Raw genomic sequence first — 18,586 nt, 5'->3', positions numbered from 1 at the left:
AAATGGAAAATATAAAGAATATGGATATAAATTGAATTGGTTTGACAATTTTTTTTACCTCAATTAGAACCATTTCAAATATGGTTGCAAATATGCTTGCAAACCAGAATAGAGGCAAATTAACTAAAAAATAATTATATGCGTAGTTTAAAACATCCGTAATATCACCATGGTGGTTCCTGATAGGGATTCCATACACTTTCATGAGAACCATATTCTTCATAAAATTTTGCAGAAGTGGGGCTGTAACAATGACCACCAGCAATAGATACAGGCATATAGTAACCATTATTGGAATTGAATTGCCCGGTGAATAATCCCTCTTCTCCATAGGCACCTATTTGGTAGAAATTATACCATTTAGTTCCCCAAGAAGCCCCTAAATCCAGATATATTGTAGGCTCGTGTTGTGCTTCCGCATCAGCATATAACAATGCATAATCTGCGGCAAGTGTTGGAATTAAAACTTCTAACAGTGAGGATAGCACATCACCAAGAGATGAAACAGATCGGATTAACATTCCACTTTCTGTTACAACAACTTCCCCGAAGACCGCTATTATTTCTGGTACAGTATATAAACTCAAACTGCTTACTTCAATCTTTGTTACCTCTAATCTGGCTGTATGCCCGTTAGGATATTTATAATATGCATTTGAGCAATAATCATACCCATTGTTTACATCTGGAACATTTGTAACTCCATTAACCTTTGATATTTTATCATTATGACCAGTGTACAGAATTATGCTTAAATTCACGTAATTTAAATTGGAATAAACATTAACTTTCCCATATTTGTTTTCTATAGTTATTATATTACCTGATTTTGCTATATTATTTGGTGCCATAAATGTTAAATTATACTTCATATAATTACCAGGAACATTATTTGTTATCTTATATGACTTTAACTTGAGTATGTTTCTAGATCTATTTCCATTGTCTTTAATATATGGAGAAGAATGAACAACATCAGAATTGCTTTTCAGAGAAGAATTACTGTGAACCACTGGAACAAAAGCCATCATTACAAATATTGCTGCCATTAACACACCTATTATTACCTTCTTTCTCTTCATAATGATATAAACGTATGAATATATATATATATCGATACTAATAGTAATAAATAGTTTATTAACAAATTGCCCTAAAATTAAAATCTGCAAAAAACGGATTTTTCAATAATATTATTTATTTTCATTCAATTTTTCTGCAAGGAAAGGAAGTGATTCCTCATAACGTGGTGTATTATAAAAATGGCCTCCGTTGAATTCCTTGTATGTGTGATTTATGTTGCAATTTTCCATTTTCCTGTGCAGTCCCCTCATGCCCATATAAAGGTTGTATTCGTCTTTTAGGCCAACATCAAGATAAATTGCCTCGAGTTTTTTCAGGCTGTCAGCATATGATTCTATATTGTTTATCGGGTCATGAATAGACCATTTGTTCCATATATCATCACGGAAGATGCCGGTATCCTTATCAAATGGCAGATCCATTCCTGATTCCATAGAAGCATTATATGAGTAGAAAGCTGACATTCCAATTATGTTTAGTGTCTTTATTTCGGCATCATTAAGATTATCTTTCATGGATTTCTCCCTAATGTAATCTTTTATTTCCATATTATGCAGTTCCCTGTACGCAACAGGCATATCGGGAATGTAAACATATTCGAATCCACTGTCGCCAAAATGGTTGGCGAAACCACTTATGATGCCGGGATTTTTTGCTGCAAGTGTATAGGATCCAAATCCGCCAGATGATTTTCCGAAAAGTGCGGTTTTTCCAGTCCTGAATTTTTCTGAGATAAAGGGTATAATTTCTTTGATTATGAAATCTTCATAGTTTCCCACTGAAGGAGAATTCATGTATTGATTCACATGGAATTTTGTAGAAAAATCAGGATTTATAATCACTGAACTTCCCAGCAGGTTTTTTCTGTATAGTTTGTTCAATACCTGAGAGAATCTGTTATTCAGTTTTGGAGTTCCATTCAGACCAGCCAGTTCTATCAGAAGAGGCGATCCGGGTACAAGTTCCTCTGGATGGAAAACCAGTATTTTACGTTCTTCAGGATCTCCAAGTGCATTATTTTTCAAAACTTTGCTTTTAATTTCTACCAATTCAGCCTTTAAGGACATGGTGGATTATTGCAGGAAAATACTTATGTTTAATCGATTTGGTTAATGTTTATAAACATTAAATTATATGGTTTAATTTACTGTCAATGGAAAAAAATTGCATCGTATCTGATAAATTATCTGCTGATGCGGTCATAAAACAAACCAGAGCGAATGGATTGCTTGACCGGAATTACTGTATTGAACAGGATGAAAATTATGTGTATATACCTCTTGTGAGGACAGTAGCCGGATCAGTTACCCATGATTTTAGGCCAAGAATGGATACTTCTGCAAAAATCAGAAAAAACCTTGCAAGAATGGGGATTAAAAATAGAAATTTATCATATATCAGGCTGGGAAATTCATTAATATTCAAGGATAAGATCAGTACAAAAATTGCCCGGGAATATGCAGGAGAAATGATGATAGACAATATATACGTGGAAGCTGGAAAAATCCAGGGCGTTAAAAGAAAACCCACTCTTAAATTATTATATGGAAAGGGTTGTGAGACAAGGATAAGGGAGTCTGGAATTACTTACATTCTGGATTTACAAAAAGTCATGTTTTCTCCTGGAAACATAAACACCAGGAGTAAAATGAAATACATGGACTTTACAGGACTTGTAGTACTTGATATGTTCAGCGGCATAGGGTATTTCTCACTGCAGGTTCTAAAGAACAGCAGGCCAGTGAATATGATAATGTGTGATATTAATCCGGATTCTATATATTACCTTAAAAAAAATTTGATTGTTAACAGGATACAGACCCCCGTTACTCTATTCACCGGCGATTCAAGAGTCGTACTTCCCTCAGTCAGTGCTGACTACATAATTATGGGCAACTTTAATTCCTTGCACTTTCTGGTTTCTTCACTTATAAGATCCCAGAATGGAACAAGAATTTCTATGCATTATCTTGCAACAACCCGGGACCTGGATAAAGCAGTATATAATATAATAGATATGGCAAGAAAATTAGGTTATATCCTTACATGCACCAGAAGTGAAAGAGTTAAATCCGTTGGTCCCAATTATCTGCATATCAATTCAACTTTCACTGTAATTAGTATATTGTAAAGAAATATTAATATGGCGTGAAATTATACGATTCAATGGCAAAACAGCTGGATATAAGATTTATAGACGTCGTCTCACTTTTGCTCCGAATACTGCTTCTCGCCGCCTTTGCCGCGGTTATGCTACATATGTTTATAGGAATTTATTATGCCATTCTGGGGGCTGTAAATTCGCCACCTTCACTGGAAACATATATTTATTCTTTTATTGATGTAATCGTAGAGGATTCTCTTCTGGCTGTGGTAATATTCGAGATTTATGAAAGTATAGTGGATTTTTTCCAGGGAGAGGGCGATACCATTATATATATAATAAATGCAGCCATATCTTTTACTGCAAGGGAAATCATATTGACCATTTTTGCTGCCCGTATTTTCAATGTTGTTAATGCCTATGAGGTTATCAGTTTTTCAATACTTATACTTGCACTGGCTGTTTCCAGATATCTACTGATACTATCAGGTGCAAGCAAAAAATCCCAGTAAGATCTTTTTGTTTCTGTATAAATCATAAAAGTTATTATATTATTTTCTAATCACCATTTAGGATAATGATACATCCATTAGAACGGTGATAATAAATGGTTAATAATAATAGATCAAGTTATGTTCCAAAACCCATGGAAACATTAAAAAATTCACTTGAGAAAAACATCATGATTGATGTCAAGGGAAACAGGACATATTCTGGTGTGCTGGAAGGTTACGATATATACATGAATCTTGTACTAAAAAATGCTGTTGAAACAATAAACAATGAGAGCAGAGGGACGTTCAGTATGATGCTGCTGCGCGGGGATAACATAATATTCGTGTCGCCGTCAGGAGGTGAATAAAGTGAGTAATGGAACATCATCAATGGGAAAGGCAAATAATAAAAAAGTTCACATAAGATGCAGAAGATGCGGCCATAACAGCTATAATTTGAGAGAAAAAAGGTGTTCTTACTGTGGATTCCCCTCACCCAGAATTAGACATTACAACTGGGCAAAAGCCAAGTGAGGAGTGCGCTGTTGCCGGTTACATAGGCAACAATGCATTTACCAACATAATTTTTTCACTGAGGGCGCTGCAACATAGAGGCCAGGAAAGTTCAGGTATAGCAACGTTCGATGGAAAAATTCATATTAAGAAGGGAATGGGGCTTGTATCTGAGGTATTCAGGGATGAATTTTTAGAAGGGAGAATTGGAATAGGCCATAACAGGTATTCCACTGCAGGGTCAAAGGGTATTGAGAATGCTGGCCCGTTTGTTATATCATCTTCCATAGGATATATAGGAGTTTCACATAACGGTGAAATCACCAACGCCCATGATCTCAGGGAAAGGCTCAAAGAAAAAGGTTATATATTTTACAGTTCCAGTGACACTGAAGTAATGCTAACTGAGATGGTAAGTGAGATAAATAAATATGGAATCAGAGATGGAATAAAAAAAGCGATGCTGGAAATTAAGGGTGCATATGCGCTTGCATTGCTCATAAATGATACACTGTATGCGCTCAGGGATCCATTCGGTTTCAGGCCACTCATAATGGGAAAGAATAATGACGGGTATATAGTAGCCTCAGAGAGTGCGGCAATTGATACAGTGTCAGGAAAGGTAATTAGGGATATAAAGCCGGGAGAACTGGTAGAAATAAAAGAAACAGGGTACAGAAGCATCTTTACAATAGAACACCAAAAATCTCATTGCATGTTTGAATATGTGTACTTTGCCAGGCCGGACAGCATAATTGATAAAAAAGAAGTTTTTGATGTGAGATATAACATTGGAGTGAAACTTGCCATGGAACATCCAGTAAATGCAGATGTGGTTGTTCCCGTGCCAGATTCAGGGCGATCACAGGCACTAGGCTATTCTGTTTATTCCAAAATTCTTTACAGTGAGGGATTGATTAAAAACAGGTATTCTGACCGTACATTTATACTTCCAGACCAGAAATCAAGATATGAGGCCATAAAAATCAAATTAAATACCATTAAATCTGCCATTAATGAAAAGAAGATTGTACTTGTTGATGACAGTATAGTAAGGGGCAATACAATGAGGTATATCATAGGAATGTTGAGAAAGGACGGAGCCACAGAGGTACATGTCCGTGTAGGTTCTCCACCAATAGTTGCGCCTTGCTATTTTGGCGTGGACATGAAAACAAAGGATGATTTCATTGCAAATGGTAGATCAGTAGAGGAAATAAGGGAAGAAATAGGCGCTGATTCCCTGGGATATGTGTCAATAGAGGGATTAAAGGAAAGCATTGGCATGAATGAATTATGCCTGGGATGCCTTACAGGCAAATATCCCGACCATATACCAGAGGGCGCAAAACCCAACTATACTTAAACAATCATTCTCTTTTTAATTTCAGCAATCATTCCATCTAAATTCCCACGGGTATTAAAATAATCCATTTTTAGTGTAATTGCCATTTTATTTGCTATGGTTCTCGCCACTTTTCCCCTCTGTTTTGGAGGTAGTGCTGAAAGCCCCGGATAGTTAAATAAAATTCCATGCTTGGGTGGTGGCGTTCCCTTTCTCATATGGTTGAAAAAAGCCTTTTCTGCTCCCAGTATCTGGAGTGTGCTGGAAGGATATTTCACAAGGTTTTCAAGGCTTCCCGCCTTAAGCAGAAAGTCCAGCGCAAGAGTACTCCCTATTAATGATACGGTATTTGGCATATATTTTCCTATCTCATTCCCTAGATAGCTATTAAGATATTCCCAGAATTTACACATTCTGCTTCCCATTTCTGCTGCCGCATTATCAATATCATGCAAACCCGCATTCTTGAGCTTGAAGAAATACATGCATGGATCATTGCTGTACTTTATATCCAGGAGTGTGTATATTGAAACCAGTTTTTCCAGATAAAGATTTATAATTTCTTCCAGTTCCTTCTTAACGGAGTACATTTTTATAATATACTGGTCATGGGAAAATTCAGAATTTATTCTTTCCTTTTCGAATTTTAGAAGGAGTTCCCTTAAATCCGGGATTTTTTCTGAACATGTGTTTTCCGTTTCCGGTATTATTCCTTCCCGCAGGCTCTCGAATATGTTCATGTAGTTTTTTTCCAGGTTTTTGTACAGGTATATTTTTCTGTTTATTACTTTTCCGTACCACGTTATTTTCTCCATATTTATCACTCAATATTCCATCAAGATCCACTGCCTTGAGATCGTTCAATTTATCAACAAGCATTGTGCCGTAAGCCAGTAGATCGTTGTTATCTGTATATATGGCAACACGGCGTCCCTTCTGTATATTGCCTACCAGAGCCTTGATCCCGGCAGGATATATATCTGAACCATTTATTATATTTTTTATTGCGGTATTTTTAACTATAACCTTTGGTTCATTGGCGAAGACAAAGTCCATGGGTATCAATAAACTGTCAAACCTGGATGTGTCTCCATGTTTTTTTAGAATCATGGAATCGCTCAGTTCCTGCAATGTGTGTATATGTGATTCATTAAAATCTCCTGTGGAAAGCCTTCTCAAATCTGCCATCTGTGCACCAGTGCCGATTACATAACCCATGTCCGTGCATAGAGTCCTTATATAGGTACCTGACTCACACTTAACCTTAAAGAGTATCAGTTTGTCATTTATTTCCATGACATCCATCTTATATATTGTCCTTTCCCTTACCTGCCTGGATACAGCAGACCTTACAGGTGGAAGTTGATAAATCCTTCCGGTGAATTCCTTAAATACATTCATTATTGTATCCGAATCTGCAGGAGAATAAAGCCGCATAACTGAGATATATTCCTTTGGCTTTTCGTGTACTATATCTATAAGTTTCGTTCCCTTTCCCAGGGCCATTACCAGGACTCCCGAAACATTAGGATCTAAAGTGCCAATATGGCCCACCCTTTTTTCTCCTGTTATTTCCCGGACCCATGCATCTATCTGGTGGCTTGTTGGTCCCTTCGGCTTATCTATCACAATAAAACCGTTTATTTCCTTCTGATCTGAATTTGAAGCATACATAGTTTATGGTCTATCATAAATCTGATTTTAACCTTTGTTTTTGCAATGTCATAATTTTTGATAAAGCTTTATTATATTTTCAACAATATTTTCAGGGGAGGTAAAATCAGTATCGATTATATAGTCATAGTATGTAAAAACCCTGTAATCCATTCCGTAGAACATCATATACCTCAAGAATTCAGATCTTGCCCGGGAAATAACCTGTTTTGGCTCCGTATTTTTATCTCTGCTGGATAATCTGTCAATTCTTGTGGCTAAACTTGTATTAAGATATATTTTTATGGAATTTATGTTATTTTTATATGCCATAAGGCCGGACAATCGTGATTCAAGCACTATATTGTCATTTTTTCTCATAAAATCAACAATCATGTCATCTTCCTGTCTATCTATTTCCGGGTGTTTTTCTGCATAGGCACTGAATTCAATAAGATCCATATTGTATTCTTCTGCCTTTTGTCTGAAAAAATATCCTCCGGAAAAAAATTTATAGTTCAACCTAGAGGCTAATAAATTCCCCACAGTCGTTTTGCCTGATCCTGACTCCCCACTAATTGTGAATATCATATGGAACGCACTGCATTATCATCATCCAATTTACGTATTTTATATGTAAAGTCCACATACTTCATAATCATGGTTACAAAATACCCTACAGCCAGGTTGCCAAGTGTGTACAGAGCCATCCATAATGGCATGATATATAATTTTGTAGTAACTATGTTAAGATTTAAATCCCATGGCATTGAAACATACTGGTAATGGATAGTCAACATAAAGACATATAGCCATATGAATATTAGAAAGAAGAATATCTCGGTTACCATAAGAGGCTTCATGGTGTTCATTGAAAGTGCTGCCTGGTCCATCTGCCTCTGCATGGAAAGTTTCTGTAATTTCTGCTGCCTTGCCCGATCTCCAGACCTGTATGCTTCCCTCATGGCTTTTGAATATGCCTTGCTGATCAGCTGTGTTTTGCCCATCTTAAGCCAGTCGGTGAAAAAGTACCTTGGTATGGAAGATATAAGGCCAAGTATGATCCCGGTCAACATCAGGGTGAGAATCGGAAGCTGGTAATTAAAGCCCAGTAGGGGCATAAAAACATAGTTTAAATAGTGCCCCAGTGGATTCCTGATCTTGGGATCACTGATAATGAATATTAATCCGAGACCTGCAAACATGAAGATGAACTCTATCATCATGAATTTGGTCATCTGTGGATTCTGTGCCGGTCTATTGTTTGTCTGCTGCATCTTATAACCCCATTAATATATTCTCTGCTGCTATCTCTGGATGATTGTCAGGATTGTATATATACTTTATTGTGGCACCGGAATATACAGAGTAGGCAACTGCATAGTACCTGTTTACCTGCTGGTGCTCATCTATGTCCTTAAGTGTATCCTCATCCCTGCTTCGAGTAGGATCATTCTCACGACGGCGCATTATTTCCTCGGGAGTTGATTCTATGAGAAAATAGGAAGATACCATAAGTTCAGTGAGTACCCATGCAGGAAGCCCGGGGAGATAACCTGCTGGAGACTTTATTGACATATGTGTATCTATGATTATATTATCCATTTTCCCCAGTTTATTCGATGTCGCTTTCTGAAGATTTCTCTGTGTGTCCACTTCGAGCTTCCGGATATCGTCTCTGGTTTTAACCAGGTCAAGCTCCTTTGCCATATCGAACATAAGTGATCCAAAATTGATTATTTCATATTGGGATTTCTTTGAAACCATAGTCAGTATAGTAGATTTTCCTACCCCAGGTATTCCTGAAATTACTGCTCTCATGTTTATCCACCACTAAAGAACTGCCTTATCAGGGGATGCATTTCCATTAGCTGCTCTCTCCCCATCGCTTCATAGAATTGGATTACAATTCCTACTGCAAGTAACAATCCGGTTCCGCTTGTATCACCAACCGTACCTATAAGATCTGCTCCCCCTGCAAGTATTCCTACTATGGCGCCACTGAAAATGGTTATAGCCGGTATGTACTTGCTCAGTACCTTAGCCATTATACGTGGGTCTCTTCTGAATCCAGGAATCTGCATGCCGCTTGAACGTATCTGCTTTGCCACGGCATCGGCACCCATATTTGTTGTCTCAATCCAGAACTTTGCAAACAAAATACTGAATCCAACAATAAACGCCATAAATACAACGATATGTATTAATTCCTCTAAAGATGTATGGCCCAATAACACACTTTGGGATACCGATGGTTGCAATATGGGGAATAGCCAGTCAGATAACCCATTGGGTGTATAGAGATAAAACGCTAGACCTCCGGTGGGAGTTGTAGAAGATATCCCAAGAGAGGAGATCTGGGCTGCACTGGGGTATGAACCCAGCAGATGGCTGTGACCCAGTATAGGAATCTTACTCAGTACCGGACTATGCCAGAATAATAGAGTCCACATGGATATGTTTGCAAGTAGTGCCGTTGCCAGTATAACTGGTATATTTGATGCGTATAATAGCTGCAGGGGATATCTGCCTCTTGCACCCCTCACACGTTCATGTGCTATGGGCAACTCTATCTTACTGCTCTGGAAATAGGCCACTATAAAGAATATAAGCAATGTTCCAATAAGAGCTATCATAGGATTTGGCTGGGCAAACAGTATCTGTTCCATTCCAGCATTTGTCAGGTATGATCCTGGTGCATTCATGAAAAGGTACAGTGCTTTGGGTATTGCTCCTGCAGGAGGATTTGAAAGAGACAGTGGCGATGTTATCGTGGTTGGTATCCAGTTAAATGTTCCTGTAAATAATTGCTGCGATACTCCTGCCGCTATGAACAGTGAAATTCCAGAACCGATTCCATACTTTGATACAACCTCATCCATGAGGAATACGAGATATGAACCGAAGAATAATTGCAGTATAATTATTGATTGAGCCAGAAATTCTCCGTATCCTGGGACAACATGTGCTATATTTGATACAAGTGTTGAATCCGGAACAAGGAATCCGAAAGCCTGAGGTATGGCCTCAACAAATATCATTATTATGACCAGAAGTTTCTGGAAACCCTGGTAAATGGCCTTGTCACTTGAGTCACTTAAATCCAGGTTGAATATTTTTGCTCCTGCAAACAGCTGCATTACTATACTCGCTGTAACTATTGGGCCTATGCCAAGATCCATCAATGATCCTGATGCACCTGCGAATATTGCCCTGAATGAGGCAAAAACATCCACAGTCTTTGATGTGTTTAGTCCATATATGTAAATATTTGTTAATGCAAAGTATATCAATACAACCACGGCAGTCCACATTAATTTGTATTTGAAAGGGACATGGCCCTTTGCCTTCTTAATTGCAGGAAGTTTGGCCGTAAAATTTTCTAAACCGTATAGCTTGCTCTTCTTCGGACCTTTGTAGCTCAATAACAAATATGCTATAATAAAAAGCGGGGATGATAACAGGCCCAGTATGAATAATTTTAGTCCAGTATAGTGAGAAAAGTAATAAAATACTGTAATAAAAAGCGCGAATATGAATATTACAGGAATGGCAGCTCCCTTATTTCTTTGAATCTCAGTCATTTTCTATCGTGATACCATAATTGGAAAGCTTCTTAATAGTTTTTTCGGTAGCCTTTGGAATCTTTATTTTACATTTAACTTCAAAGTTGCCACTTCCCAGTAATTTTGTATATCCAGCACTTTCCAAATCTATTATGCCCTTTTCAACATATCCATTCGCCTTCAAATCCTCATACCTGTCATTAAGTTGATTGAGTGTTATGGGGTTTTCATATGTCATTGAATGGCTTGTAAATCCATGAACGCCATAATGTTCCTTATCGTGAAGGATTAGCCAAATTTTCCTGTGGCCACCGAGTCCAGCCATACCACTGCCTCCTCTCTTTCCTTTTCCTCTACCGGATTTCATGCCTCTGCCATAATGGCCTCCCCTCAATTTCTTAGTTTTTGTCCTTACCATTTAAATCTACCCCCGGAACAATCATACGCCTTATCAGGTTATTAATCTTGCTTCCCCTGTAACCTGCAGATCCCTTCTGGTGGAAGGGTTTTTGAATCGCCTCATAGCCACCCTTTGGCGGGTTAAGCCTTATTACCGGTTTTACATCCTCCAAATCCTTAATTTTTATCTTATTTTCGGATAATGCCGTTGCAAGTTCGCTAATGGAAGAATAACCTAATGACTTTATGTAATCCTCTGTTAGTTTCTTTCTCCCCTTCAATAAAACCCTATCCTTAAGTAGGAGCTCTAAGGTCTCTGTGTCAATCTCTCCCCATGTCACATAATCTTTGACCCTGCTCAGCATACCGTTTATGCTATCGGATTCCGGAAAAAGAACCATATGGTTTATCCTGTTAAGATTCAGTAATTCAGCTGTTTTTTCAGCGAATGGTTTTATGCCAGTGCTCCCTCTAATCCTTATTATTGCTATCATGTTCTATCCCTCCTACATATATGGGTGTTGTCAGATTGATCTTTGAGTTCATCTTCATGGAAATAGTTTTCTTAAGTGCATCAAATGTCGCCAGAGCATAATTTACGGTTGTTTTTGTATGACCTGATGCAAATCCCCATGCATCTTCTATTCCAGCCATTTTAAGTATGATTTTCACGACATCTCCGACTGCAAGACCAACCCCCTGGGGCGCTGGCTTTAATTTAACTACAACTGAACCAGATTTTCCAATGATCTCAAATGGAAGAGAATGTGGCCTTCCACATCCACATTCCCATGAACCGCATCCTCTTTTGATTTCTATAATATTGGTTTTAGCGTTGTTTATGGCCTTCCTTATTGCGGGCGCAGCCTCTTTAGCTTTGCCTCTGCCTATGCCTATGTATCCGTTTCCGTTGCCCACAACTGCAGTAATGGAATAGTTCATTCTCCTTCCGGAATCGGTCATTCTCTGTGCTCTTTCTATGTTTATTACTTCATCCTGCAAATCAGGAATAAGATAATCAACTATCTGGTACTCCTGCAGAGGAAGTTTTGTATGCAGGGCCTCCCCTATACTGTTAATCTCGTTGTTTGCAACAAGTCTTCCTAATTCTGTTTTGGGAATCCATTCTTCATCCATATTTATTCACCTTTTTTAACGTATTTCGAAATATCTACCTTGTGCTTAAGGTGTTTTCCATTTATTCTTGATTCGTCAGGAAAAACACTCTCATCAGCAGGTATTTCAATCCCTGAATCCACTATCCCTTTTAACGCTGCAGCCAGTCTTCCCCCATGGATGAATTTATATCTTCCTGTATCAAGTATAGCAGATTTTATTCCCTTTTCAGAAGCCTTTTTGCCTGCAAGGTATCCGGCCAGGTACATGGACTGAATATTATTGCCATATACCCCGTATTCTTTTTGCAGAGACTTATCTGTAACTGTGACTCTTACAATATCACCGGACGGATTATAATCAACGAACTCAATGACCATGCCCTTGTTGGTGGGCCTGACAACTGCACGTGTTATATCAGATTTTAGTAATCTGTATCTTTTTTGGTAATCGGTTATGCCTAAACTCCTTCGTTTAAGAACTGGTGTTGTTTTCATTTTTATCCTCCTTTATCAATGATTCTGTTTTAAGATGGGATACCAGTTGAGCTCTAGATGAGAAGGATCCGCTTTTAATGGTTCTGTAATATTTGCGGTATGTGGCTCTATCTATTGCCTCCTTTTCTTTCAGAGTTTTAAGTTCATCTCTCAAAGCCCTGATAGTGCTTATCCATCTCCTCTTCCTCGGGTATCTGGCATATTTTGTTCCCCTGACTGAACCAGGACCTCTTCTTCTTCCTTTGCTCAGCTGATTGATCCTCTTCTTTAATCTCTGATTTGAATGGTTTTTCTTATCTCTTCTCTGTATTATGTTAAGGCCTATCAATTTCCTTATATCTTCTCTTGAGGTTGCATCTAGAACCTTGTCCAGATTATTTGTGTCTATCCAGACTCTGGATACTCCGACCTTAAGTTCGTCCGCTGATATCTCCTTAACGCTGGACATTTTCATTTTACCACCTTATTAAATACATGTATGCCAAGATTATCGGCTTCAGCTTCTATGTCAATTCTCTTCCTATACCCCACAGTTGAAGCTATTCTTGCACCTTCAAAATCCGGGTTTATTTTTGCTAATTCCTTTACGTTATGTACAAGGACTTCCCTGAATCCTGATGGATGAAGTCCCCTTACGGCGCGTGGTGTTCTATATCCTGGGCTGACAACAGGCGGTCTATAGCCCAGATGTGTTCTCAGTTTTGAATGCTTTCCTCTTGGCCTTCTCCAGGAATCATCAAATTTTTTATATCTGAACCACTCCTGCCTGTGGAATTCTACTCTCCTCCGGTTTATTTCATTTTTCTTTTTTAATAATATTTTCTGTTCCTTTGTTAACAGGGGTTTATAGCTCATCTGGGTTCACCCCCTTCAACAGGTATATTCCATCCTGGAAAACTCTGGCATCGAAGTGCTTTATATAAGTTGCACGTTCTATATTTGCAGCTGTATCTCCCATATCTCTCTTGTCAATGCCTTCTATTATAACACGGTCACCCTTGACAGAAACCTTGCAGTTCTTTATCTTTGCTATTCTGGGGTCTTTGCCGCCGAGGAAATTTTCAACATACAATTGATTTCCACGTACTGAAACCCTCATGGGGAAATGGGTAAAGTCAATTTTCATTTCATACTTAAACCCATTTGTCACGCCGTGGAAAACTAAGCTTAATTCAGAATACCATGTTCCAATAATTCCGTTAGTAAATTTATTTTCTTTGCTAACAGCTATTACTATAGAATCTTCCTTCTTGTATACCTTTACGTATTTATCCCTGAAGTTCCTTGAAGTTTCTCCAAGCTTCCCTTTCACATTAATAACAGTGCCATTAATGTCAACGGTTATCCCTTCTGGTATTTTTAGTTCCATTTTATCTTTCCAATTTACCATTCTTTCCACCTCTCAGTAAACATAGGCCAGTAATTTACCACCTATACCGAATTTTCTGGCCTCAAGGTGGCTCATTACACCCTTTGTAGTGGTGAGTATTATTATGCCAAAATCCTGCGCGGGCAGGTATCTTGATTCATATCTTCCCATGCTGGACCTGGTAACAGATAGCCTCGGCTTTATTACACCACAGTTATTTATTGTATCGCTAAGGACAACATTGAACTTGCCACCCCTTTCTTCCTCTATGACCTCGAAGCTCTTTATGTAGTTGTAATCCTGCATTACTTTCAGGACACGTCCTATGATTCTTGATGCAGGGCTTATAGTTATCTCATTTTCTCCAATCCTGGAAGCCATCTTTATGGTATTTATAACATCATTTAACGGATCACTTTTCATCAATATCACCTCAACTGTACTTGCGGAAACCGATCTTCTCAGCCGTTTCCCTGAAACATTGCCTGCACATTCTGATACCGTATCTCCTTACTAGACCTCTTTTTCTTCCACATCTGACGCATCCCTGAGAATGGCCAAAATTCTTTTTTGGTTGTAATTTTACCTGCATTGATATTACCTCACAATTTGAGCGTTGAAATTCTCTTCAAGGAAATTAATTGTTTCCTCCTTCGATATGCCTATGCTTTTAGGTATTCCTTTGCTTTTAATCCTTCTGCGTGGTAGCCTGTATCCACCAGCTCTTTTAAGGACTATAGCTATATCCATTCCGAATATACCTATATCCGGATCGTATTTCATTCCCTTAAAGTCTGTATAATCCGTTATACCGAAATAGGCATTGCCCTGTTTGTCGAATGAATAGACAGGGATTTTATAATCCTTTGCGTAAAAGGCTTCCTTCAGGAATTTATACGCATCGTCCTTTCTGAGCGTAACCTTTACCCCTATGTTTAGGCCTTTCCTTATATTGAAGTCACGGATAGTTTTTCTGGCACTTGTTATTACAGGTTTATGGTGTGTTAAAAGCTCTATAACCTTAGCAGCCTTTGTAAGTCTTTCACCAGCAGCCCCAACACCAATGTTTATTACTACCTTGTCTATAGTAATTTTTCTCATGGGGTTCTCGGTTTTACTCATCATTTATACTCACCCCTGATTCTGGAGTTTTAAAGGTATATTTTGGTGTCCCAACAACAAATATGTAATCCTTAATTGTGGAAAAGCCCTCATTCAGATGAACCATATTATTTACTGAAGATTTCTTTACCTCAATAGATTTTATAGTGGCCAGCTCCCCCACATGGGATCCGCCTGTAATTAATACCTTATCCCCATCAGCTATCTTCAGGACATTTACTATTTCAAGATCTGGTATTTTCATTAACAGTACATCCGACGTGTTTACATCTTTTCTATCGGTAACTATAGTTTTTCCATCGTGAAAACCTAGCTGTATTTTGCCTGTTCCCACAACGGTCTTTTTAACTACCTTAAACAGCTTAAATCCTTTGTTTTCCGGTGAATTTATACGGGCAACAAGTTTTCCTTTCCTGTCATAGACAACAATATATTCATCTTCCAGCGTATCAATAGACAATACGTCCATGAATCCTACAGGAAATCTTCTGTCCTTTACTATCCTGCCATCCACCTTCACCATATTATTGTTCAGTATCCTGGTTATTTCCCTTTCCTTATCTCCCAGTTTAAGATAATCTCTCAATAAGATAAGCATAGGGATGGAGTCCTGCTTTCTGTGTGTGGCTGGAGTCGGAGTAACTGACCAGAAATTTGTCTTTCTGGGAATTTTCAGTTTTCTCGAAGCCATCATTATTTTAGTTTTCATTATCATCATCCTCTTCTTCATTTATATCTTCAGGGTCTGCATCGACTTCCTCAGATTCTTCTTCGTTCTGCGGCAGGTCAATGGTTTCTCCACTGTTTTCTTCCTCACCAATCTCCTCTGTTTCCACCGGTGTTGCTTCCGACTCCGCCGGTTTCTCCGGTTCTGGTACGGGAAGATTTTTCCTGGCCGTTATTTCTTTAATTTTGTTATACCTTCCCTCTATTGAGAGGTCCAGTTTTGTAATTACCAGATTGCTATGGTCTATATAGTACGCAACCTGTTTTCCATCGGATTTTGCGATTGTAATTCCTTCTATAGATATTTTCTTGGTCTTATGGCTAACGCCTATTACCTTTCCACCTTCACCTTTTCTGGACCCTGATACGATTTTTACTATATCTCCTCCCACTACAGGAAAGCGGCGTGCTCCGTATTTTTTTCTCAGTTCACTATTAAGAGACACATTTATTTTTGTATTTAACATAATCTTATCACCTCACACAATAGTTGATGCTATTGCAGCAATTCTTGGCCATCTTTCTGCGGCTTCCCTGGCAACGGGACCCTTAATTTCAGATCCTCTTACCTCTCCTTCAGGTGTCACAAGCACTGCAGCATTGTCTTCAAACTCTATAATATTGCCATCGGCCCTTCTGTATGGCCTTCTCTGCCTGACAACAACAGCATATACGACCTTTGCACGCATCTCCGGTGTCCCCTTCCTTACACTGGCTATAAATAGATCGCCAACACCTGCGGCCGGTATTCTTCTGGCTACGGTATGCAAATCTTTTACACCAATAAGGCTAATTACTTTTGCTCCAGTATTATCCGCGCATGGAATGACGGCCCCCAGGGGCAAGCCCCTTGATTCGTTTCCTGAAATACCTTTCATTTAGTTCACCTTCTCAATTACGACAAAGTCGATGGTTTTTGCCAGTTTTCTGCATTCAGCAGCTCTGACACTGTCGCCAACTTTCACATCTATGCAGTCAGGCAGGTGAGCATGATATTTTGTATATTTGGTGATATATCTCTCATATTTTTTAATATATATCTTGGCTTCCCTCCTTATTACAACACTGCGTTTCATCTTGACTGAAACAACCTTCCCTGTAAGTATCTGGCCATGAACAGGAAGTTCACCATGAAACGGGCAATTTATGTCATTGCATTCTTTTTCAGGTGGTTTCACTTCTATTCCTATGTTATTCATCTCGATTCAATCCCCCTCAATTTTTTATATATTTTTCTTTTCTCCTTTGTTCTATCTTCAGGCTTTGTTAATATGGCATCCCCATGGATATTGTAATAGATACCTTCGAAGTTTACTCCAAATAAGGTACCCTCTTTTGGGATGCTACATCTTTTAACCCCGGTGTCTATGACCATCATATTCCTTGTCTCATCTATTAATTTGCCCTTAATACCAATATTTTTAATGTTATGTGAATTTTTTACCATTACGTTTCTACCAATTAATTCTATTAAATAGATTTCATTTGCATTCATGCCATCTGCACCTTGAATCCCATGCTTTCCAGTTCTTTCTTCATGACATCTCTATGATCGCCCTGCAATTCTATGCTTTTACCATCTTTAACTGTTCCACCTGAAGCAGCTTTCTTCTTTAGTGCCTTGGCTATTTCATTTATGTTTTCTGTTTTGGGATCAATGCCATCTATAACTGTTACCAATTTTCCATATCTTCTTTTATCTACACTGATTTTTACAAGTTCGCTGTCACGGTTGAACCCTTCCCATGGTTGAAGTTCTTTTGGCATTCCTGTGAAATCTTTATCTTTCATTCTATTTTTTCCTCCATAATTGTTAGTATCCTGGCTATCTGCTTTTTTATCGAGTGCATAGTACCAGGGCTTGCCGGAGCACCACCCATGGCTATGGCAGATCTCTCTTTTAACAGCGATTCCTTTAAGGATTTAAGTTTCTCATTTAGCTCCTCATCGGACATCTGCCTCAATTCCTTAGCTTTTAGTTCCATTTTCCTCTACCTCTTTACTTTCTTCTTTCGCGGGCTTTTTATCAGGGACAGGTATTTTCACTTCCGTTTTAATTGATATTTCATCAGGGAGGCGGTAATCCTGCCTTAGCAGCCTTACGTATATTCCTATGGCACCGGTTTTGAGCATTGCAACTGAATATCCAGTTATGACTCCTGCCCTTGCAGGCTCGCCAGAATATTTAATTTCCCCGAACATAAATTTCTGGGTCCTTGCCCTTTCTCCGGATATTTTTCCTCCTATTCTGATCAATACTCCCCTTGCATGCTGGTCAATTATTCTCCTCAATGTAGTATTTCCGGCTTTCCTATAATTCCATCCCTTTTCCAGTGACAGTGCTATTTTCTTGGAAATGACCTGAGGGTTAAGATCTGGATTATCCACTTCCTTTACCTCTATCTGGGGTGATTCCAGGCCATATTTGGTCTCAAGAGTCGATGTCATGGCTTTTATCTTGGATCCGTGCCTTCCTATAACAAGACCGGGTCTGTTGACAAACAGCGTTATATTGGTTCCAAATGGAGTTCTCTTCATTTCCATTCCACCAAATCCAGCACTATCATTCTCTGCCTGCAGGTACTCCATAACCAGCAGT

Annotated in this window: 31 protein-coding genes; 5 read left to right on the top strand and 26 right to left on the bottom strand. The window is 38.6% G+C overall.

Translation table 11 applies throughout. The features are described from left to right. Positions 1-164 precede the first annotated feature (164 nt). Positions 165-1,082, bottom strand: coding sequence for a hypothetical protein (locus AMDU4_RS01560; protein WP_290703885.1), 918 nt, complete (start codon positions 1,080-1,082; stop codon positions 165-167). A gap of 111 nt (positions 1,083-1,193) precedes the next feature. Continuing rightward, positions 1,194-2,150, bottom strand: a complete 957-nt coding sequence (locus AMDU4_RS01555) for an alpha/beta hydrolase-fold protein (RefSeq protein ID WP_021786241.1) — start codon at positions 2,148-2,150, stop codon at positions 1,194-1,196. Positions 2,151-2,236: 86 nt separating this feature from the next. Here AMDU4_RS01555 and AMDU4_RS01550 point away from each other — a divergent pair, with 86 nt between their 5' ends. From AMDU4_RS01550 to purF, 5 genes are all read left to right on the top strand, one after another. Further along, positions 2,237-3,214, top strand: coding sequence for a class I SAM-dependent methyltransferase family protein (locus tag AMDU4_RS01550; protein ID WP_021786240.1), 978 nt, complete (start codon positions 2,237-2,239; stop codon positions 3,212-3,214). Positions 3,215-3,249: 35 nt separating this feature from the next. Continuing rightward, positions 3,250-3,699: a phosphate-starvation-inducible PsiE family protein gene (locus tag AMDU4_RS01545; protein WP_290703882.1), complete on the top strand. Its 450-nt coding sequence runs from the start codon at positions 3,250-3,252 to the stop codon at positions 3,697-3,699. A gap of 95 nt (positions 3,700-3,794) precedes the next feature. Then, complete coding sequence (locus tag AMDU4_RS01540) at positions 3,795-4,049, top strand: LSM domain-containing protein (RefSeq protein WP_021786238.1); 255 nt, start codon at positions 3,795-3,797, stop codon at positions 4,047-4,049. A gap of 1 nt (position 4,050) precedes the next feature. Next, positions 4,051-4,215, top strand: coding sequence for a 50S ribosomal protein L37e (locus AMDU4_RS01535; RefSeq protein WP_290703879.1), 165 nt, complete (start codon positions 4,051-4,053; stop codon positions 4,213-4,215). Further along, a complete protein-coding gene (purF, locus tag AMDU4_RS01530) occupies positions 4,163-5,560 on the top strand; it encodes an amidophosphoribosyltransferase (RefSeq protein WP_021786237.1) in 1,398 nt (465 codons plus the stop codon). The genes AMDU4_RS01535 and purF overlap by 53 nt, the downstream gene beginning before the upstream one ends. On the opposite strand, the gene AMDU4_RS01525 is transcribed toward purF, so the two are convergent. Genes AMDU4_RS01525 through AMDU4_RS01410 form a run of 24 tightly spaced genes read right to left on the bottom strand, consistent with a single transcriptional unit; the run spans position 5,557 to position 18,585 of the window. Beyond that, complete coding sequence (locus AMDU4_RS01525; RefSeq protein WP_021786236.1) at positions 5,557-6,129, bottom strand: Nop56p-related protein; 573 nt, start codon at positions 6,127-6,129, stop codon at positions 5,557-5,559. The genes purF and AMDU4_RS01525 overlap by 4 nt on opposite strands. 28 nt (positions 6,130-6,157) lie before the next feature. Beyond that, positions 6,158-7,213, bottom strand: coding sequence for an RNA-guided pseudouridylation complex pseudouridine synthase subunit Cbf5 (locus AMDU4_RS01520; protein ID WP_021786235.1), 1,056 nt, complete (start codon positions 7,211-7,213; stop codon positions 6,158-6,160). A gap of 48 nt (positions 7,214-7,261) precedes the next feature. After that, a complete protein-coding gene (gene cmk / locus AMDU4_RS01515; RefSeq protein WP_021786234.1) occupies positions 7,262-7,783 on the bottom strand; it encodes a (d)CMP kinase in 522 nt (173 codons plus the stop codon). Then, a complete protein-coding gene (locus AMDU4_RS01510) occupies positions 7,780-8,469 on the bottom strand; it encodes a DUF106 domain-containing protein (RefSeq protein ID WP_021786233.1) in 690 nt (229 codons plus the stop codon). The genes cmk and AMDU4_RS01510 overlap by 4 nt, the downstream gene beginning before the upstream one ends. Before the next feature lies 1 nt (position 8,470). Next, complete coding sequence (locus tag AMDU4_RS01505; protein ID WP_021786232.1) at positions 8,471-9,013, bottom strand: adenylate kinase; 543 nt, start codon at positions 9,011-9,013, stop codon at positions 8,471-8,473. A gap of 2 nt (positions 9,014-9,015) precedes the next feature. After that, positions 9,016-10,776, bottom strand: a complete 1,761-nt coding sequence (gene secY, locus AMDU4_RS01500; RefSeq protein WP_021786231.1) for a preprotein translocase subunit SecY — start codon at positions 10,774-10,776, stop codon at positions 9,016-9,018. Then, positions 10,769-11,176, bottom strand: a complete 408-nt coding sequence (locus AMDU4_RS01495) for an uL15m family ribosomal protein (protein WP_021786230.1) — start codon at positions 11,174-11,176, stop codon at positions 10,769-10,771. The genes secY and AMDU4_RS01495 overlap by 8 nt, the downstream gene beginning before the upstream one ends. Then, positions 11,157-11,651, bottom strand: a complete 495-nt coding sequence (locus tag AMDU4_RS01490) for a 50S ribosomal protein L30 (protein WP_021786229.1) — start codon at positions 11,649-11,651, stop codon at positions 11,157-11,159. Before AMDU4_RS01490 ends, AMDU4_RS01495 begins: the two co-directional genes overlap by 20 nt. Then, positions 11,629-12,294 (bottom strand): 30S ribosomal protein S5, encoded by a 666-nt coding sequence (locus AMDU4_RS01485; RefSeq protein WP_021786228.1) that lies wholly within the window; start codon positions 12,292-12,294, stop codon positions 11,629-11,631. Before AMDU4_RS01485 ends, AMDU4_RS01490 begins: the two co-directional genes overlap by 23 nt. Before the next feature lie 2 nt (positions 12,295-12,296). Beyond that, positions 12,297-12,770 (bottom strand): 50S ribosomal protein L18, encoded by a 474-nt coding sequence (locus AMDU4_RS01480; RefSeq protein ID WP_021786227.1) that lies wholly within the window; start codon positions 12,768-12,770, stop codon positions 12,297-12,299. Then, positions 12,748-13,224, bottom strand: coding sequence for a 50S ribosomal protein L19e (locus AMDU4_RS01475; RefSeq protein WP_021786226.1), 477 nt, complete (start codon positions 13,222-13,224; stop codon positions 12,748-12,750). Before AMDU4_RS01475 ends, AMDU4_RS01480 begins: the two co-directional genes overlap by 23 nt. Beyond that, on the bottom strand, positions 13,221-13,625 hold the full coding sequence (locus AMDU4_RS01470) for a 50S ribosomal protein L32e (protein ID WP_021786225.1): 405 nt from the start codon (positions 13,623-13,625) through the stop codon (positions 13,221-13,223). Before AMDU4_RS01470 ends, AMDU4_RS01475 begins: the two co-directional genes overlap by 4 nt. Next, on the bottom strand, positions 13,615-14,160 hold the full coding sequence (locus AMDU4_RS01465) for a 50S ribosomal protein L6 (protein WP_021786224.1): 546 nt from the start codon (positions 14,158-14,160) through the stop codon (positions 13,615-13,617). The genes AMDU4_RS01470 and AMDU4_RS01465 overlap by 11 nt, the downstream gene beginning before the upstream one ends. 12 nt (positions 14,161-14,172) lie before the next feature. Further along, on the bottom strand, positions 14,173-14,562 hold the full coding sequence (locus AMDU4_RS01460) for a 30S ribosomal protein S8 (protein ID WP_021786223.1): 390 nt from the start codon (positions 14,560-14,562) through the stop codon (positions 14,173-14,175). Positions 14,563-14,572: 10 nt separating this feature from the next. After that, positions 14,573-14,731 (bottom strand): 30S ribosomal protein S14, encoded by a 159-nt coding sequence (locus AMDU4_RS01455; protein ID WP_009887178.1) that lies wholly within the window; start codon positions 14,729-14,731, stop codon positions 14,573-14,575. 5 nt (positions 14,732-14,736) lie between these two features. Continuing rightward, positions 14,737-15,264, bottom strand: coding sequence for a 50S ribosomal protein L5 (locus tag AMDU4_RS01450; RefSeq protein WP_021786222.1), 528 nt, complete (start codon positions 15,262-15,264; stop codon positions 14,737-14,739). Then, the gene (locus AMDU4_RS01445) at positions 15,254-15,970 is read right to left on the bottom strand and encodes a 30S ribosomal protein S4e (protein ID WP_290703876.1); all 717 of its coding nucleotides are present in this window, start codon (positions 15,968-15,970) and stop codon (positions 15,254-15,256) included. The genes AMDU4_RS01450 and AMDU4_RS01445 overlap by 11 nt, the downstream gene beginning before the upstream one ends. Continuing rightward, positions 15,960-16,454, bottom strand: coding sequence for a 50S ribosomal protein L24 (gene rplX / locus AMDU4_RS01440; protein WP_021786220.1), 495 nt, complete (start codon positions 16,452-16,454; stop codon positions 15,960-15,962). The genes AMDU4_RS01445 and rplX overlap by 11 nt, the downstream gene beginning before the upstream one ends. Positions 16,455-16,466: 12 nt before the next feature. After that, a complete protein-coding gene (rpl14p, locus tag AMDU4_RS01435) occupies positions 16,467-16,865 on the bottom strand; it encodes a 50S ribosomal protein L14 (RefSeq protein ID WP_021786219.1) in 399 nt (132 codons plus the stop codon). After that, positions 16,866-17,186, bottom strand: a complete 321-nt coding sequence (locus tag AMDU4_RS01430) for a 30S ribosomal protein S17 (RefSeq protein ID WP_021786218.1) — start codon at positions 17,184-17,186, stop codon at positions 16,866-16,868. Then, positions 17,183-17,482 (bottom strand): ribonuclease P protein subunit, encoded by a 300-nt coding sequence (locus AMDU4_RS01425; protein ID WP_021786217.1) that lies wholly within the window; start codon positions 17,480-17,482, stop codon positions 17,183-17,185. Before AMDU4_RS01425 ends, AMDU4_RS01430 begins: the two co-directional genes overlap by 4 nt. After that, the gene (yciH, locus tag AMDU4_RS01420) at positions 17,479-17,778 is read right to left on the bottom strand and encodes a stress response translation initiation inhibitor YciH (protein WP_021786216.1); all 300 of its coding nucleotides are present in this window, start codon (positions 17,776-17,778) and stop codon (positions 17,479-17,481) included. The genes AMDU4_RS01425 and yciH overlap by 4 nt, the downstream gene beginning before the upstream one ends. Further along, complete coding sequence (gene rpmC / locus AMDU4_RS01415) at positions 17,775-17,972, bottom strand: 50S ribosomal protein L29 (protein ID WP_021786215.1); 198 nt, start codon at positions 17,970-17,972, stop codon at positions 17,775-17,777. Before rpmC ends, yciH begins: the two co-directional genes overlap by 4 nt. Continuing rightward, on the bottom strand, positions 17,956-18,585 hold the full coding sequence (locus AMDU4_RS01410; RefSeq protein WP_290703873.1) for a 30S ribosomal protein S3: 630 nt from the start codon (positions 18,583-18,585) through the stop codon (positions 17,956-17,958). The genes rpmC and AMDU4_RS01410 overlap by 17 nt, the downstream gene beginning before the upstream one ends. Position 18,586: the final 1 nt, after the last annotated feature.

It is taken from the genome of Ferroplasma sp. Type II (genome assembly GCF_000496155.1).
The sequence above is the reverse complement of the archived record's forward strand: the minus strand, read 5'-3'. Positions and strand labels throughout refer to the sequence as shown.

What these genes read in the sequence shown, in the direction of transcription:
- AMDU4_RS01560 (WP_290703885.1), bottom strand. Translation starts at nt 1,082, where the DNA reads ATGAAGAGAAAGAAGGTAATAATAGGTGTGTTAATGGCAGCAATATTT.
- AMDU4_RS01555 (WP_021786241.1), bottom strand. Translation starts at nt 2,150, where the DNA reads ATGTCCTTAAAGGCTGAATTGGTAGAAATTAAAAGCAAAGTTTTGAAA.
- AMDU4_RS01550 (WP_021786240.1), top strand. Translation starts at nt 2,237, where the DNA reads ATGGAAAAAAATTGCATCGTATCTGATAAATTATCTGCTGATGCGGTC.
- AMDU4_RS01545 (WP_290703882.1), top strand. Translation starts at nt 3,250, where the DNA reads ATGGCAAAACAGCTGGATATAAGATTTATAGACGTCGTCTCACTTTTG.
- AMDU4_RS01540 (WP_021786238.1), top strand. Translation starts at nt 3,795, where the DNA reads ATGGTTAATAATAATAGATCAAGTTATGTTCCAAAACCCATGGAAACA.
- AMDU4_RS01525 (WP_021786236.1), bottom strand. Translation starts at nt 6,129, where the DNA reads ATGTACTCCGTTAAGAAGGAACTGGAAGAAATTATAAATCTTTATCTG.
- AMDU4_RS01520 (WP_021786235.1), bottom strand. Translation starts at nt 7,213, where the DNA reads ATGTATGCTTCAAATTCAGATCAGAAGGAAATAAACGGTTTTATTGTG.
- cmk (WP_021786234.1), bottom strand. Translation starts at nt 7,783, where the DNA reads ATGATATTCACAATTAGTGGGGAGTCAGGATCAGGCAAAACGACTGTG.
- AMDU4_RS01510 (WP_021786233.1), bottom strand. Translation starts at nt 8,469, where the DNA reads ATGCAGCAGACAAACAATAGACCGGCACAGAATCCACAGATGACCAAA.
- AMDU4_RS01505 (WP_021786232.1), bottom strand. Translation starts at nt 9,013, where the DNA reads ATGAGAGCAGTAATTTCAGGAATACCTGGGGTAGGAAAATCTACTATA.
- secY (WP_021786231.1), bottom strand. Translation starts at nt 10,776, where the DNA reads ATGACTGAGATTCAAAGAAATAAGGGAGCTGCCATTCCTGTAATATTC.
- AMDU4_RS01495 (WP_021786230.1), bottom strand. Translation starts at nt 11,176, where the DNA reads ATGGTAAGGACAAAAACTAAGAAATTGAGGGGAGGCCATTATGGCAGA.
- AMDU4_RS01490 (WP_021786229.1), bottom strand. Translation starts at nt 11,651, where the DNA reads ATGATAGCAATAATAAGGATTAGAGGGAGCACTGGCATAAAACCATTC.
- AMDU4_RS01485 (WP_021786228.1), bottom strand. Translation starts at nt 12,294, where the DNA reads ATGGATGAAGAATGGATTCCCAAAACAGAATTAGGAAGACTTGTTGCA.
- AMDU4_RS01480 (WP_021786227.1), bottom strand. Translation starts at nt 12,770, where the DNA reads ATGAAAACAACACCAGTTCTTAAACGAAGGAGTTTAGGCATAACCGAT.
- AMDU4_RS01475 (WP_021786226.1), bottom strand. Translation starts at nt 13,224, where the DNA reads ATGAAAATGTCCAGCGTTAAGGAGATATCAGCGGACGAACTTAAGGTC.
- AMDU4_RS01470 (WP_021786225.1), bottom strand. Translation starts at nt 13,625, where the DNA reads ATGAGCTATAAACCCCTGTTAACAAAGGAACAGAAAATATTATTAAAA.
- AMDU4_RS01465 (WP_021786224.1), bottom strand. Translation starts at nt 14,160, where the DNA reads ATGGTAAATTGGAAAGATAAAATGGAACTAAAAATACCAGAAGGGATA.
- AMDU4_RS01460 (WP_021786223.1), bottom strand. Translation starts at nt 14,562, where the DNA reads ATGAAAAGTGATCCGTTAAATGATGTTATAAATACCATAAAGATGGCT.
- AMDU4_RS01455 (WP_009887178.1), bottom strand. Translation starts at nt 14,731, where the DNA reads ATGCAGGTAAAATTACAACCAAAAAAGAATTTTGGCCATTCTCAGGGA.
- AMDU4_RS01450 (WP_021786222.1), bottom strand. Translation starts at nt 15,264, where the DNA reads ATGATGAGTAAAACCGAGAACCCCATGAGAAAAATTACTATAGACAAG.
- AMDU4_RS01445 (WP_290703876.1), bottom strand. Translation starts at nt 15,970, where the DNA reads ATGAAAACTAAAATAATGATGGCTTCGAGAAAACTGAAAATTCCCAGA.
- rplX (WP_021786220.1), bottom strand. Translation starts at nt 16,454, where the DNA reads ATGTTAAATACAAAAATAAATGTGTCTCTTAATAGTGAACTGAGAAAA.
- rpl14p (WP_021786219.1), bottom strand. Translation starts at nt 16,865, where the DNA reads ATGAAAGGTATTTCAGGAAACGAATCAAGGGGCTTGCCCCTGGGGGCC.
- AMDU4_RS01430 (WP_021786218.1), bottom strand. Translation starts at nt 17,186, where the DNA reads ATGAATAACATAGGAATAGAAGTGAAACCACCTGAAAAAGAATGCAAT.
- AMDU4_RS01425 (WP_021786217.1), bottom strand. Translation starts at nt 17,482, where the DNA reads ATGAATGCAAATGAAATCTATTTAATAGAATTAATTGGTAGAAACGTA.
- yciH (WP_021786216.1), bottom strand. Translation starts at nt 17,778, where the DNA reads ATGAAAGATAAAGATTTCACAGGAATGCCAAAAGAACTTCAACCATGG.
- rpmC (WP_021786215.1), bottom strand. Translation starts at nt 17,972, where the DNA reads ATGGAACTAAAAGCTAAGGAATTGAGGCAGATGTCCGATGAGGAGCTA.